The 15,186-nt window shown below is 55.8% G+C and carries 11 protein-coding genes; 4 read left to right on the top strand and 7 right to left on the bottom strand.

Going from position 1 to position 15,186, the window contains the following annotated elements; genetic code table 11:
- Window positions 1-186: 186 nt before the first annotated feature.
- Complete coding sequence (locus AC5DDB_RS09245) at window positions 187-1,044, top strand: SDR family NAD(P)-dependent oxidoreductase (RefSeq protein ID WP_491739427.1); 858 nt, start codon at window positions 187-189, stop codon at window positions 1,042-1,044.
- A 233-nt stretch (window positions 1,045-1,277) separates the two neighbouring features.
- Here AC5DDB_RS09245 and AC5DDB_RS09240 read toward each other — a convergent pair whose 3' ends face one another.
- The gene (locus AC5DDB_RS09240) at window positions 1,278-2,135 is read right to left on the bottom strand and encodes an Ldh family oxidoreductase (RefSeq protein ID WP_491739426.1); all 858 of its coding nucleotides are present in this window, start codon (window positions 2,133-2,135) and stop codon (window positions 1,278-1,280) included.
- Window positions 2,136-2,717: 582 nt separating this feature from the next.
- On the opposite strand from AC5DDB_RS09240, the gene AC5DDB_RS09235 reads away from it, so the two are divergent.
- A complete protein-coding gene (locus AC5DDB_RS09235) occupies window positions 2,718-4,268 on the top strand; it encodes an SH3 domain-containing protein (protein WP_491739425.1) in 1,551 nt (516 codons plus the stop codon).
- A gap of 60 nt (window positions 4,269-4,328) precedes the next feature.
- Here AC5DDB_RS09235 and AC5DDB_RS09230 read toward each other — a convergent pair whose 3' ends face one another.
- The 3 genes from AC5DDB_RS09230 to AC5DDB_RS09220 form a co-directional block, all read right to left on the bottom strand.
- Complete coding sequence (locus AC5DDB_RS09230; RefSeq protein ID WP_491739424.1) at window positions 4,329-4,895, bottom strand: hypothetical protein; 567 nt, start codon at window positions 4,893-4,895, stop codon at window positions 4,329-4,331.
- Between the two features lie 84 nt (window positions 4,896-4,979).
- Entirely contained in the window at window positions 4,980-7,229 is a 2,250-nt protein-coding gene (locus tag AC5DDB_RS09225; protein WP_491739423.1) for a hypothetical protein, read from the bottom strand.
- Between the two features lie 228 nt (window positions 7,230-7,457).
- Window positions 7,458-10,094 carry a protein-disulfide reductase DsbD family protein gene (locus tag AC5DDB_RS09220; protein ID WP_491739422.1) on the bottom strand — a complete coding sequence of 879 codons (2,637 nt, stop codon included), beginning with the start codon at window positions 10,092-10,094 and terminating at the stop codon, window positions 7,458-7,460.
- Window positions 10,095-10,258: 164 nt separating this feature from the next.
- Here AC5DDB_RS09220 and AC5DDB_RS09215 point away from each other — a divergent pair, with 164 nt between their 5' ends.
- Window positions 10,259-11,530: a hypothetical protein gene (locus AC5DDB_RS09215; RefSeq protein ID WP_491739421.1), complete on the top strand. Its 1,272-nt coding sequence runs from the start codon at window positions 10,259-10,261 to the stop codon at window positions 11,528-11,530.
- 20 nt (window positions 11,531-11,550) lie between these two features.
- On the opposite strand, the gene AC5DDB_RS09210 is transcribed toward AC5DDB_RS09215, so the two are convergent.
- The gene (locus AC5DDB_RS09210; protein ID WP_491739420.1) at window positions 11,551-12,276 is read right to left on the bottom strand and encodes a sensor histidine kinase; all 726 of its coding nucleotides are present in this window, start codon (window positions 12,274-12,276) and stop codon (window positions 11,551-11,553) included.
- 206 nt (window positions 12,277-12,482) lie between these two features.
- Window positions 12,483-13,214: a hypothetical protein gene (locus AC5DDB_RS09205; RefSeq protein ID WP_491739419.1), complete on the bottom strand. Its 732-nt coding sequence runs from the start codon at window positions 13,212-13,214 to the stop codon at window positions 12,483-12,485.
- Between the two features lie 271 nt (window positions 13,215-13,485).
- Here AC5DDB_RS09205 and AC5DDB_RS09200 point away from each other — a divergent pair, with 271 nt between their 5' ends.
- Complete coding sequence (locus AC5DDB_RS09200) at window positions 13,486-13,995, top strand: hypothetical protein (RefSeq protein WP_491739418.1); 510 nt, start codon at window positions 13,486-13,488, stop codon at window positions 13,993-13,995.
- On the opposite strand, the gene AC5DDB_RS09195 is transcribed toward AC5DDB_RS09200, so the two are convergent.
- Window positions 13,980-15,167 carry a pyridoxal-phosphate-dependent aminotransferase family protein gene (locus tag AC5DDB_RS09195; protein WP_491739417.1) on the bottom strand — a complete coding sequence of 396 codons (1,188 nt, stop codon included), beginning with the start codon at window positions 15,165-15,167 and terminating at the stop codon, window positions 13,980-13,982. The two genes, AC5DDB_RS09200 and AC5DDB_RS09195, sit on opposite strands and share 16 nt — an antisense overlap.
- Window positions 15,168-15,186: the final 19 nt, after the last annotated feature.

Here is a 15,186-nt window from a genome sequence, read left to right as displayed (position 1 = left end):
TCTCCACTCTCCACTCTCCACTCTCCACTCTCCACTCTCCACTCTCCACTCTCCACTCTCCACTCGCCACTCGCCACTCGCCACTCGCCACTCGCCATCCTCAATCCTCGACATCCACATCCATCTTGGCTCAGGTGTGAAAAACTGGTATCTCTCCGCGACAACCACAACCGGGAGGGAAACACAATGCGAGACTGGCAGGGACGGGCGGCGATTGTGACCGGGGCATCCGGGGGCATTGGGGTTCATGTGGCTCGGGCGTTGGTCGAGCGTGGGGCGAATGTCATGCTCGCGGCTCGGTCGGCCGACAAGTTGGCCACCGTGGCGACCGAGTTGTCGAAGCTGACCGATTCCGAAAGTCGTGTGCTCGCGGTCCCGACGGACGTCACCTCATTGACCGATTTGGAACGGCTCGTCGCTCGCACTCACGCCGAGTTTGGGCAGATCGACGTGCTCGTCAACAACGCGGGGATCGACGGTTACTGCCCGTTCGAGAAGATCACGCACGAGCGGATTTCGAAAATTGTCGACGTGAATCTGACCTCGGCAATGCATCTCACGCGGTTGGTCATTCCGCATATGCTCAAGCAAGGCGGCGGGCATGTGGTGAATATGTCCTCGACGGCGGGCCAAGTCGGACCGGCATTCGGGGCGGCTTACGGTGTGACCAAAGCCGGGCTGATCGCGTTCACGGAATCACTCCGGGCGGAGTACGCGGATCGTTGGGTGAGTGCATCGGTCATCTGTCCCGGCTTCACCAATGACGGCGGCATTTACGAGGAGATGAAACGCCGCACCGGTCGCGGCACACCAGCCACTATCGGCTACACGACCGCCTCCGCCGTCGCGAAAGCCGTCATCAAAGCCATCGAACACGACAAACCCGAACTCATCGTCAACACACCACCGATGCGACCGGTCTTCGTGCTCAAAGCGATGTGGCCGACACTCGGCAACTGGATCGTCCGCAAAGCCTCGCGTCGCTTCCTGAAGAAAATCGCCACGCAATCAGAACCGAGTGATTCCTCGGTGAAAGCCGCTTAAACATGGTCTCAATGTTTCATCACCTCTCCCTGAGGGAGAGGTCGGACGCCTAAGCGTCCGGGAGAGGGTTCTCGTACCACGTTCGACGATGGAACCCAATTAGCCCCGTCTGATACCAAGCTCCGTGAACCCTCCTACCTTTTGTAAACGATTCGCCCCTCTCCCGAGCCTATGGCTCGACCTCTCCCCAGGGGAGAGGTCGGAAAAACGCTTCGTGTGAATTTGCCGTCGACTCAAGCCCACGGCACCGGCACACCGACGGCCTCCCCTACCGCTGCCAATTTCGCTTGATGGTCCGGCGAGAGTTCGATGGTTTCCGCGGTGGGTTTTGCGGGTTGCAACCGTTCGCGATCGCCGTCTTCGAGTTCTTTCATGACCATGCTCATGCGTTTGTCGAACGTCTCGCGGCCGATGAGTTGGTCGGGATCGATGGCGTAGACGAAATGTTCGTCGCCTTCGATTTGCGGATCGCGTTTCTTGAGAATCGGCGGTTTGCGTCCACTGAGCGGGCCGGTCAGCATGTCGAGAATGAATGCGAGACCGGTGTGCGGCGGGGCGAGTGTACCTCGCACGATGAGCGGCAAATCGTCAGCAACCGGCAAACTGCGGGCCACTCGACCGGCCGACGCAATCGGTTTGGAACCATCCGACAGCGCATGCTTCGCGGGTCCGCCTGCGGTCACGATTTGCCCGATCAACCCCGCTTCCGCCAACATTCGCGCATAGACGGCGAGGTTTCCGATCGGTCGGCTGTTCTTCACCACGATGGTGCCGGTGCCGATGTCTTTGGCTTTCTCGATCGCCAATTCGATCGCTCTGGTGACTGCTACCGGTCCGAGTCCGGTGCTGCCATCCAGCAGGGCGACCGCGGGCGTTTCACTGAGAGTGAGAATCTGGGCTCGCGGATCGATGCTGGCGGTATTGATTGCTTCGACGGCATCGGGCAGCAACCGCGTGCCAAGTTCGGGAGTGCCCGCCAAATCCCCCGCGACCCAACAGTCCGCCACGATCACAGCGTCACGCTCGAAGACGCTTTTCTTGTCGAGCACGTCGATCACAAATTGACGCAACTCCTGAGTTGCCACTGGCATAACAGCACGTATCCGATGATGCTCGTCGGTGTTTCGGGAATCCTGGTGTCCATCGTCCGTTCAAAGTCCATTGATTTCCGCTTTATTATGTACGGAACGGCAGTCGGTCGCAAAGCCGAAGGGCGTTGGACCCAACGGAGCGTAGAGGCCAGAGAGCCCAGGGCCGAACAATTTCCCCAAGCGACCGTGGTTTTCCGTCTCTTCATTAGAGTGCCACCGCAGGAAATTACATGAGGTATTCATGACTTCGTGTGCCACAGCTCTGTGAGCCATGCTGAGCGATCAACCCGAAAGAATACGGCTTACAGAACCGTGACACGCATGGCAATCGGATTGTGTGAACGCAAAGTTCTTATAGTCAATGGTTTGTGGTCTTCTTCGCCCGATTGGGGCAATTTCCTGCAGTGTCACCCGTTGTTCTCTACCGAGTCTCGAGCCGATCTTGAGAGAAATTCGGAAATTCGTTATCACACCGTCCGAATTCGGGCGGTCTCTCGATGTTTGTCTGTCTCGATAGGAACCGTCCGAGCTTGAGTCATTCCGGTTGCGGGTGTTTCCGCCGGTCCACAAGGAGGTGCGACAATGGCGATCTTTCAATCTCAAATTCCCACCACATTGCGGGGATGGTTCGCAATGTGTTTTGTGGGCTTACTCTTCGTTCCGATGATGGAACGAACCCTACGGGCAGAACAGAAGTTTCCGTACGTGGCCATTGTCCGCGTGGACGGTGCGTATGTTCGTAGCGGTCCTGGTAAATCGTATTATCCGACCGAACGACTCGCCCGCGGGACCAAAGTGACCATTCACCGTCATGACCCTGGCGGTTGGTTTATGACCGCCCCACCACCGGGAAGTTTTAGTTGGATTCGAGCGGAATACGTTCGACAAACTGGTCCAAAGACCGGCCAAGTGACGGCAGACAACATCGTCGTGCGGGTCGGCAGCAGTTTTGGTGATGAAACTCGCAACGTCGAGCAAGTTCGGTTGTCCAAGGGAGATGCCGTCAACATTCTCGAACGCAAGACGGTCAAATCCGAACAAGGTTCCCTGGAGTTGTTCAAAATCCAACCGCCAAAAGGCGAGTACCGTTGGATTGCCGGTCAGGATGTATCTGCAGCGAACGAGATCGTCCGCAATCAGCAAGATAGCAACCCCTTCATGACGCCTTCGAATGCCAAACGGGAACCCACCGAACCGGGCTCCCAGCCAGACCGTGTGGCGAGTTCGCCCGATCGGTTGATGCCTCGCGATACGAATGCGGGACCGGCATCCGTCGGCGAACCGTTTGCCACCGAGACTCTCGACAGCCCAGACGGCGGAATCCGTCGCAATGGCCCCGATTTGCAAGAGAAACTTGCGCAGAAAGCGGAGTTACAACGCCTGGACGACGAATTCCGCAACATGGTCGACCGGCCCACTAAGGATTGGCAATTCGATCAACTCGCGGAGAGTTATCGACTCTTGCAGGAACATGCCGTACTGCCCGCGATTGCGAGTCAGATTGAATTGCGGTTCGAAGCGTTGAAGCGTTACGAGGAAATTAAATCCGAGTACGACAACTTGATGAAGCTGACCAGCGAGACGCGTAAACGCGATGCGGAACTGCTCTCGCTGCAGAACAAAAGCGAACCGGCTCCGCCATTGAGCGAGGCGATTCCCACGCTCGAAATGAAGCCGGAATCTCCCACGAATGCCAATGGTTCGCGGGACCCGTTCGCCCAACCGCCCTCGGACCCAGCTCCACCGCAAGCCAAACCCACAACGAAACCGGATTTGCAAGGTTGGATTCCGAGTGGATCGGCGGACGAGAAAGCCGACCGCCCGACTCCGCCGCCTTCACCTCCATCGAGCCGACCGGTGCCGGGTCCGGCTCCAAACCCGAACGACGCACCCCAGTTCGACGGTGCGGGAATCATCCAACGCACGCCGCCGGTCTTGCAGAACTTCCCGCGGCATGTACTCATCACCCCGAAGGGCCGAGTGTTGGCGTATCTCCAAGCGGCTCCTGGAACGAATCTCGATCAATACGTCGGCCACGCCTACGGACTCAACGGCAAACGCTTCTACCGCGACGACCTACGAGCGGACTTGCTGATCGTCGAGAAACTCACGCCCGTGCGTTTGGCACCGTGATTCAACATCGAGGGCTGAGAGTGGAAAGCCGGAAACGACATCTTCAATTGTTTCGGCGATCTACTCTTCGACAGTGACAGATGGAAAATGAATTGTGTTGATGTATTGCCGAATGGAATCTGGTAACTCGGTGATGCTGTCGGCGACGAGGAAGTTCACGTTCCACCATTTGCCATCGCGTTCCAAGTAGAGATCGTAACTTGAGCTGGCAGCGTCGTCGAAGGAGTCTTCCCGCAAGACTTGGCAGACTTCGTAGCCAATTCCATCCTGAAATGGAATTTCGCGGTAACCCTGAAGCGGTTCCGGTGATTGCGAAAGCTCGCGGATACGGATGACGGACTTCAACCGTCGCAACGGCGCTCCGCGAGCAGCGATTCGCAGCCCACCATGTCCGTTGTCCGCTATGTCCCAATTCACTGGTGCGATGATGGATAAGCCATCACGACCTAACACACGATTGGATTCATCCGGTGGTTCAGTGGGATACATCTCGCCATACAGGCCATTCGGATTCCGCATGTTCTCGACGGCCGGATACAGAATCGCGAACAATCCGCAAACAATCATGCCCACAACGATGACTTCCCACCAGCGAATTCGCAATCGGCTTTGCTGATTATCAGCCATACTAACACGGTTTCACCGAACGATCGGCACCTTACATGTGTCTGCCCGGCTCTCCGCTCTCCACCCTCTGCTCTCCGCCACGTATCAGCGTGTGACCGCTTGTCGCACGGGAATCACGATTCGCACGAAGGTTTCTTGGCGGGATTGTTTGGGTGTATGTTCACCGAAGGTGAATGTCGTTGCCGGTGTTTTAAGTCGTCCGAAGAGAATTGCCCGATCGTTGTGGAGTAAGTCCGTTAGATCGAGGGTTCGCAAGGCATTGTTCTGCAGTTTCGTGTACTTTGCTCCGCCGAGTTGGTTGTAGAACGTCAACGCCCGCAGGATTTCTGCTTCCGCGTACGGATGTGGTTTGTCGAGCGGACGATACACCGAGCGATCCTGACGGAAATCTAATTGGCCTGTCGCGCGGTCGGTTTCGGTGATGGTGTACTCGCCTGTGAGAAAACCCGTGAGGTCGCGTTGAGTGACTTGCGACCACACTGCTGGCGAGGCGGGCCATTGACGATCCGGTGCCAGCGGCAACACTTCGCCCGTTTCTCGATTGACGATATGCCGATACACACGCCGATCGTACGCGAGGAGCCATTCGTCAATCGGCTCCGGCAGATGATGGGTGAACGACCCTTGCAGTCTTCCGCTGCCGGTGTGCACGAGATCGCTTTCTACCAACGGAGCCGACTCCCCTGCATTTTCGGAATGCCAGCCAGCGGTGAAGCTGCCGGTGGACCAGAGTAGAATCGGATAGTTCTCCAACCCGGTCGCGGCGTTCGTAAACCGATAACCGGGTTGCCCCGCTCGCACACCCGCTTGTCGGTACAGTCCGCCGAACGCGTTCTCTGGCGTGGCGGACCATGTCATTTGCGTGTCTTCGGTCGACGCATCCGATCGGGCCCAGTCAACCGGTTCGGCCGACATTTCGTAGCGTTGGGCTTCCGGGGAATACACCGTTAACCAAGATTTTGTCCGGATGGTGTTGGAACCGCCGTCGATGTCGATTAGATCGAGCTGATTCGTCAGCAACTCCGACCCATTCTGAGCGCGAGCCATCCAAACCACGAGCACAGTCGCACCCACTATCCACATCGGCAACGTGACCCATGTGAGTTGCGGCCGTCTTAAGATGCGATGGACCAAGAAGAAATCCAACGGTCCCACGATCAGCAAATACAACAACATGATGCCAAGGATCGACCACAAACTGCCTCGCGCGATCGTAGAGAAATCCGCCTGAGTTGCGTGAATTTGCGACGCCAAATCTGTAATCCCGCTACTCGCCAACCGACCGGTTCCGGTCGAGATCGTCGCTTCCTCAGGGACACCCACGAGGAACTTCCGCATGAGGAATGGCAACGGTTTCCAATCGGAAAGTGGCGGACGATTCAGGTCTGTGCCGATGGCGGTCACTCGTCCAAAGCCGATCGGCACCTGCACGACCAACGGACCGGTCAGCGTCGAGACAACCGTCCGGCCGCCGCCCATGTTGGCATCGTCGCCGGGCGACTCGAATCGCACACCGGAGGGAAACGGCCGCCGAACTTCTAACGGCGTCTGCTTGCCCGTGTAAGATTCCAAACCTTGCAAATCGCGAATTGGTGTCGGTTCGAACTTCGGCAAGACCCTCGAAGAATCGTCCCCCGCGATCAGCGTTTTTCCGAGCGAACTGTTCCGAAATGCCTCGGCATCCGCACCGATTACCACGCAGAGATGTCCACCGAGCCGAGCCCAATCCGCGATTGCAGCCGTCGCCGTTGAACCGATTTCGTAATCCGAAAGAACTAAGATGGCATCGAGTGACTCGTACAAGTCGCCCGCTTCCGGCAGAGGGACGGAATCTTCCGAGACAAGCGGAATGTACCGAATCGGTGGCGAATCCTCGTCCTCAGTGACTTCCCAAGGCCCGCCAATGACACCGACCAAGAACTCCGATTGTTCAAGCGCGGGCAGCGTTCCGCCGAGACTCTTCGCCACGACGGTTTGGGTATCGCCCTCGTGCTCGGACTCCACCCGCACAGTCAGGGGTGTGCTGAGGCGGCCCGGTCGAAACCGCGTGGTGAGCACATGCTCGCCTTCGCCGTCGAGTGTGATCGGTTCACTCGGCAGGATGGTCAGGTTGCCATCGGGATCAGGCGATTCCACGACGAGCGTGACTTCACACGCCCGCGTCGCTTCCACTCGCACCGTGATCGGCGTCCAACGACCGACTTTGAAGAGATTCTCCGACCCGAAGCCGACTTGCTCGACAACCGCCGAAGTCACGGGGGAGTCGTCAAAGGCGAAACCGATCGGCGTTTCAGCCAGAACAAAAACCAGGCACAATCCAAGAGCACGCAGCATCACAGGTACGACCGAGACAGTAAGACACGAATGATGGAATGAACCCCCATCATAAAGCGTCCCCTAGCAACTCGGCAGTGTACCCCCCGAATTTTTCCGGCCCGCGAACCATCAAGAATTCATGAAGACCCGTTTCCGAACCAAATTCCCCGTGTGCCACGGCTCTGTGAGCCGTGTGTTTCCATCCACGTTAATCGGCACGGCTCACAGAGCCGTGGCACACAAGATTCAGCGCGGTGAGTCGGATTTTGTGCTCGCGGTTTGCATGGCGGATTCGTTTTGTTCCCGCCATTTGGTCAAACCTTCGTCGAGGAATTTCGCAAACTCTCCCCGTTCGCGTTCGAGTCCGGTGTACTTGGAGAGAATTGTTTCCCCGTTGGCCGTCACGACCGCGTAAGCGGGTAGCGAAACATCGCCGAACCAATCGTTCTGCAATTGGCGGTTTTGCTCTAAAATCGTGTCTTCACGATCTTGATCCGAGATGCCGGGAACGCTGTCGGTGTAGAGTTGCACGCGGACGAATTCATCGAGCAATTCCCGATTCTCTGGCTCTGCCATGCGTTTTTCCATCAATCGACAGTTCACGCAGTTGACGCCGGTGAAGTCGATAAACAACGAACGCCCGGATTCTTTCGCGAATGCCACCGCTGCGTTGAAGTCGAGGGAATAGACCAAGCCATCGTGGATCAGATGCGGCCCAAGTTGTTTCTCCAGAATGGCCGACGCGACTGGATCGTCAGCCACCGAATGCCCCGAACCGCCCTCATTCCCAAACTGTGGCGGAGCGAATGCAATGACTTGCTTGTCGAACCAGTTACTGGCGTTATCCGGTTCGGCCATCAGATAACCGATCCGCCACGTCAACAACGCGAACGGAATCGCAATTAAGATTCGCGGAATCGTGAGCATCTTGTTACTGGAATCACAGGAGAACCGCACGATCCCCAAGATGTACAAGGTTGTCATGGCGGCGACCAGGAACCAGATGAGCATCACCGTATCGAAGGCAAAAACCGTCGGCGGTGTGTGGTAGCTGAGTTCCGCGGTGCTGAGGAATTTCAAGGCAGCCCCGATTTCGAGCAGACCAAGCGTGACTTTGACGTTCGTCATCCACCCGCCACTCTTTGGCATACTTTTCAGGAACGCCGGGAAGAGTGCCAACAGGAAGAACGGGGCGGAGAACACGCCGGAGAACACAACCATGCCGATGATTGGCCACAGATAATCGCCTTTCGCCGCCCAGACCAACACCGTGCCCGCAACCGGGAAGGTGCAGGTGAACGAGACGAGTGTAAACGTGAGAGCCATGAACACGGTCCCCACCATGCCGCCTTTGGATTCTTTGTTCGACGACCATGTCAGCAACCACGACGGTACCGTGAGTTCAAAGAACCCGAGCATACTGATGCCGAAGAACACGAGCACCAAACCGAGAATCACATTCAACGTGACGCTGTTCGCGAACGCGTTGAGTGCTGCCGGTCGGAAGAGGATTGCGATCAGCAACCCCAACACGGTAAACGTCAGCATGATCGAACCGCTGTAGACCATCGCCAAGGTTGTCGGCCGGTGATGGGCCTTCTCCGCTTGTTTCAGGAAGAAGCTCACGGTGATCGGAATCATCGGGAACACACAGGGGGTCAGCAGGGATAACGCCCCGGAAATCGCCGCCCAACCGATGAAATAGGGCAACCCCTTCGCTTTGAGTTCCGCGCCCGCAGCGTTTGACTCCGACTTGTTGGTTTCGAGGGTTTCTCCGGATTCACTCGTGATTGTCGTCGGAGCAACAGCGACGGCATCGGGATCAAGCGAACCCAGATTGAATTCCAAATTCAACGGCACACACGAGTTGTCATTGCAGACTTGCCCGTCGTACTCGCCGATCACCCCGAAACCCTCATCGGCCGCCGCTTTCTCCACGGTAAATGTCCGCGACCAAGTCACTTCATCTTCGTAGGATTCTTGCTTCGCTTCTTTGAAACCGAGGTCGATCGTTTTCAGCTCGAATTTCCGGTCCGCTTTGAATTCATCTGATTTCGCTTTGAGATTACGGAGCGTGCCGATCTCGATTTTCGTCGCCTGAGCGGCATTGCCCGGCGGTTGAGTGATGGAATACGTGTGTCGTTCATTCGGCATCTTGACCGTGACCGACAACGTCACCGTATCGCCGGGTTCGGCATCGGTGGGCGATAAGCTCACCGTGACAGTCGCGACACCGGACTTCTTCAGCACATTCGAGAACTGCCCCGTGCTTCCCGCGACTGGCACACCATCCGCGAGCGTCACCGCAATATCGTGTTGGAACGGTCGGCAACTTCCCGCCACACACACTTGGTAATCGACGGCCCCCGTCAATTTCACTTCGTCAGTCGCCACGTCACCGGTGTATTCGTACTTCCGCGTGAACGTAGTCGTTTTGTAGAACTCTTCGACATCGCCTTCGAAGACCTCGTTGTATTCCCGCTGTGGTTTGTGGTCCGGCGTGAATTTGTCATCCACGGCTTTCAGCCCGGCGGTTTCCTTGATTTTGAAAACTGTCGGCCCGCCTTTGGGAGTGTTCTGCGAATAGATGTGCCCACCCTTCGGCACATTGATCGTCACTTCCAACACGACATGATCGCCAGCCTTCAAATCACCGGCTTTACCGTTGACCGGTTTCAATGCCGTAGTGACTTCCGACTTCGTCTTCGACTTTGGTTTGATCGACGTTGTATCGTTGCCGGAGTTGAACAAGTCCAACAGCGATTCGCCGTCCTCCTGTGCCGATAGCGGCGACAAACTCAGAGGAAAAATGAAAGCGACCGCTAGCAACGCGATGCCAATCCGCGAAAGCCGACGAATGGATGGATGATGCTTCAGGCCCATCGGTTCAGTCCTTGTTGATTTCGGCTTGGGTCATTCCAGCCGGGAATTCTCGATCACTTCCTGAAATCGAATTGATCGTTGTTCAAATGTCGTGATTTCCCAGCATTGCGTCTGTGAGGTATTCCACAGTTGTCGCAAGTCGCTGGGAATGGAACAATCCAAACATGCGAATTCTAACGAAAACCGGCCCCTACAACCAATGCGTCTTTCTCTGGGTCGTGTTGTTTGCCCAATATGTGAGTTTCGAGCGAAACGAACAAGCCCACGCCGAACCGCCTCGTGAAATCACCATTACCGATCCCCTACCCTACGGAGCACCGGCGGTCGACTACTTCGCCAAAAAAACCGACGACGTCGTTTCCCGCTGGCGAGACAGCATCGATCCCGACAAAATCTCCCTGAAAACACATTCGTCACGAGGATATCTCGACGAACTGTTGAACATGCTCGACGTGCCGGTTTCGTCGCAGATGTTGGTATTCACGAAAACTGCACTAAACCCGCGACTCGTCACGCCGCAAACTCCACGCGCGGTTTACTTTAACGACGATGTCAGCATCGGTTGGGTACCGGGTGCGGAGTCGGTAGAGATCGCCGCCGTCGATGCCGCCCGAGGGGTCATTTTCTCCACACTCGCCCAGCCACACGCGGACACAGAACCTTCACTCATCTTCCGTCGTGAACAACGCTGTCTCGCTTGCCATGCGGGTTCCGCGACCTTGAAAGTGCCAGGCGGGGTGATCAAATCATTCCGGCCCGACGAAATCGGCAAACCGATCAGTGGGTACTCCCGCGTGACGCACGAACTTGAGTTCCACAAACGGTTCGGCGGTTGGTACGTGACTGGCAAACATGGCGTTGCCGAGCATCGGGGAAACATCTTTGGCGAGATCGAAAAAACTGATCAGCGAATGAATCTGACCCGCTTAGACAGTTTATTGGATACGTCACCGTATCCGTCCGCCCATAGCGATATCGTCGCCCAATTGGTGTTTCATCACCAAATGCACGGTTGGAATCTGATGACGCGTGCGGGGATGGAACATCGACTCCAACGACGTTCGAACGTCGAGGAAGAATTGCTGCGGTATTTGCTGTTTATCGATGAAGCCCCGCTCCCAGCACCCGTGGAAGGCACCTCGGGTTTCGCTCAAGAATTTACCGCGTTGGGACCGGCCGATTCTCAAGGACGGTCGCTCAGAGACTTCGATCTCCAAACGCGACTGTTCCGCTACCGATTGAGCTATCTCATTTACAGCCAAGCATTTAGAGGTCTACCCGAAGCGGTGCAAACACGATTGTCACGTCGTTTGCGGGACATCCTCACGCAACAGAATTGCGACCCGCCGTTCGATCAACTGCCCTTTGTCGAACGGAGCGTGATTTGGGAAATCCTTCGTGAAACAACACCGAAGTTTACGGCGTTATCCGATTAGTTTCGCGGCGGCGTTGGATACTAGACCGATGTCGGAAACACGATTCGAAAGGTGCTGCCGATCCCCACTTCCGATTCCACGGTAATCCGGGCGTCGTGGGAGGTGACGATTTCACGAACCAAACTGAGCCCCAGCCCGTTTCCTCCGCTTTCGCCTCGCGATGTGAACCGAGGCTGCCAAATCTTCGGAAGATGTTCTTCGGGAATGCCAACGCCCTCATCGATCACCGCGACCTCCACGCCGTCATCGATCAGACGCGTCTGGACAATCACGGGCGAGTCATGCGGACTCGCATGAGCGGCATTTTGGATCAGGTTCACCAATGCAATCTCAATCGCCAACTCGTTCACCAACACCGGTGGCAAGTCGGGTGAACATTTCATCCGAACTTCCAGATCAACGCCATGCTCCGTCATCTGTGCGTATCTGATCGCGGTATCGACAATCGAATTGAGATCGGTAAACGATCGGTCTTTTCCATCTCCATAGGCGAACGAGAGTGTGCCTTTAACCAGGTTTTTACACCGATGCGACGCCTGTGTAATCAGCGTGAGACACTCCCGCAAGCGGTCTACCGACTGAGCTTGACCGACTAACCTCAAGGCCGTCTCCGCAGAGAAAACGATAGCACCAATTGGGTTTTTGATCTCGTGACAAACAGCAGCTGAAACGCGACCCAATGAGACGAGTTTTTCTCTCTCGATCGAAGAAACTTGGTGGCGAAGTCGTCTTCGTGGATCGATCATCAACCATCCTTTAACCCGAGTCAACCAGTAGCACGATGGAGTACATTATTACTGACCTATACTCAAATAACGGATTCGGCGAACCAGATTTGAAGCAAATCCAAACCGACTCCCAAGAAATTTTCAAAAACATCCCAGGCGATAACCGTTAGGACACTTACAAAATCGGCGCGTCAGGGAAGACCATCACAACGTAGGTAGATGCCCTAATTCACGAGTGTTTCGCGACATTCTTCTAATAAACGATTCTTGATCCACTTCCGAACAAAGAACAAGAACGGGAGTTGGCGGGTCAACTCGTACAGACCCGATGGCCGTGCCAGGGCGAAGTGAAGTTTTGTATGGGCGTTGATCCGGCAAACAATTTCCGCACCGACATAGTTCGTGAACACGAACGGTTCCAACAGTTCCACATCATCGGCTCGGATCTGATATCGCGCTCCGATCCCGTCGATCAACAGGCGTTTTTCCTGGGTGTCGAACAAGATCAAAACGTGATCGTCGCCATCGATCGAAAGTTTCATCTGCGAACGGTCGGCGTTCGACAATTCCGAGGACAGGACCGTTGCATCCGGGTTGCGAGCGATCAGTTCGTGGGCACGTTCGCCGATCAAGCCGCGAATAATTGGCCGGTCCGCGTACATCGGCATAAAAAAGAAGCCGAACCCGCTAAGCGAACAACACACCCCAATGATCAGTGGCCCGGTTTCCTCCCGAGACGCCAACCACGCCCCTAACCCGAGACACACAAACCCAAGGATCAACGCGATCAACCAGATTTTCCCCGGCGTCCAGCCCATCACCGGCCTTTCAGCGACCGGAATGCACAACGAACCCGGCCAATCAAACGGATCATCACAATCCGCCGACTTCAACTCCCGAATCGAAGCCTGAATCGCCGGGTACCGAAAATCCGTCTCCCAGGTTTTTGCGGCCATTAGAAATTCTTACAGTGCTTGAATTTCGATTGGCTCACCAACATCGAACGGAAGAACTGGGGTGCTAAGCAAAACCGACCAATAATGTGTCTGGCCATCAACCTTAAGAATGACCTCGCCATGTCCAGCCTCAATTGCCGAGTCGGCAGGAAGATCACGGAAGACAATGTGAGCAGGTCCGATTGCCGACAACTTGTAAGTTCGTTCATTTTGAACGAATATCAAGCTTATCTGTGCAGAGTGGTAAGGTCGTTCGCTGGCTACATTCATCATGCTTGAAGACTACCGAGAACCAAGAGCAAAAGCGAATGAATATGCGGAAGAAAAGGGAATGATCCTCCAGGCCGAACCGCTCGGATGGGGGTACGACGGAATCGTTGTATCGACTAACAAACGTTCGGCCATCAAAGCGTTCAAGTACAAGGAGCTTTTTCGAAAGGAACTTGCGGTCTATCTTCGACTTACCGAACGTGATCTAACATCGATTCACGAGTTTGTCATTCCACGCATGCTCGGCTATTGCGCACGGCGATGGCTAATTGAGATGGAGATTGTCGAACCTCCCTTTATCGTCGATTTTGCATCCGCCTATCTCGACACACCGCCCGATTACGATGATGAACTGTTGGAAACAGAAGAACGTAAACGTAGGGAAGAATTTGGAGACAATTGGTCAAAAGTCACCATCCTTCTCGCAAATCTTCGTCGACATGGAATCTATCTCGTTGACGCCAATCCTAGAAACATCGCATTTTCCGATCCCGATCACGAATCCGAATAACACGCATTTGCGGCTGCGACACCGGCACCTGGTGTGACGGTTACGGATTGATCACTCAAACAGCGTTCCAACGCGGCGAGGAACAGGAGCACATTGCGTTCGCTGCTGGCTTCGCCCATGAGGCCGATTCGCCAAGTTTTGCCCTTCATCGGGCCCAAGCCGGCCCCGATTTCGATGCCGAATTGGTTCAGCAATTGCCCGCGAACTTTGGCATCGTCGCAACCGTCGGGGATTTTGACAGCATTCAGCATCGGTAGTCGAATGCCCTCCGCGACGGCGTAATCAATGCCCATCGCTTCCAGACCAGCGGCGAGTGCCTGATGGTTCCGCAGATGGCGGGCATGGCGGGCTTCCAAACCCTCTTCGAGCACGATTCGCAATGCCTCATGCAGTCCGTAGTTCGCATTGATCGGAGCTGTATGATGATACGAACGCTGTTCGCCCCAATAATTGCGGATCATCGTCGTGTCGAGATACCAACTCGCGACTTTCGTTTTGCGATTCTCGATCTTTTCGACCGCTCGCGGGCTGAACGTGACCGGAGCCAATCCCGGCGGACACGACAAGCACTTCTGCGTGCCGCTGTAAACCGCATCGAGTTCCCACACATCGACTTCCACCGGAGCACCGCCGAGTGACGTGACGGTATCGACAAGTAACAACGCCCCGGCATCGTGCACGATCTTCGAAATCTCTTCGAGCGGCTGATGCGCCCCCGTAGACGTTTCCGCGTGCACGATTCCTACAACCTGTGGCGAGTGTTGCTCGATGGCCGCTTTGACTTCCGCCGGATCGAACACCTCACCGAACGGCCGTTCGATGACGGACACTTCCGCCCCTGCACGCTCGGCGACATCGGCCATCCGCCCGCCGAACACGCCGTTCTTGCAGACCAACACGCGATCGCCCGGTTCGACCACGTTGACCACGCAACATTCCATCCCCGCGCTGCCGGTCCCGCTGACGGCCAGCGTGAGTTGGTTCTCCGTGCGGAACACCTGCCGCAACATCGTCTGCATTTCGTCCATGATCCGCAAGAAATACGGATCGAGATGCCCCACCGTGGGAGCCGCCATCGCCGCCAAAACCCGCGGCGAAATCGCACTCGGCCCCGGCCCCATCAAAATCCGCTCCGGCGGTGAAACGGGAGCGGGTAAATCGGTTGTTGTCATCAAATGTTCTCCTAGAATG

It is taken from the genome of Thalassoroseus sp. (genome assembly GCF_984380535.1).
This window is presented reverse-complemented; position numbering and strand designations above follow the sequence as displayed.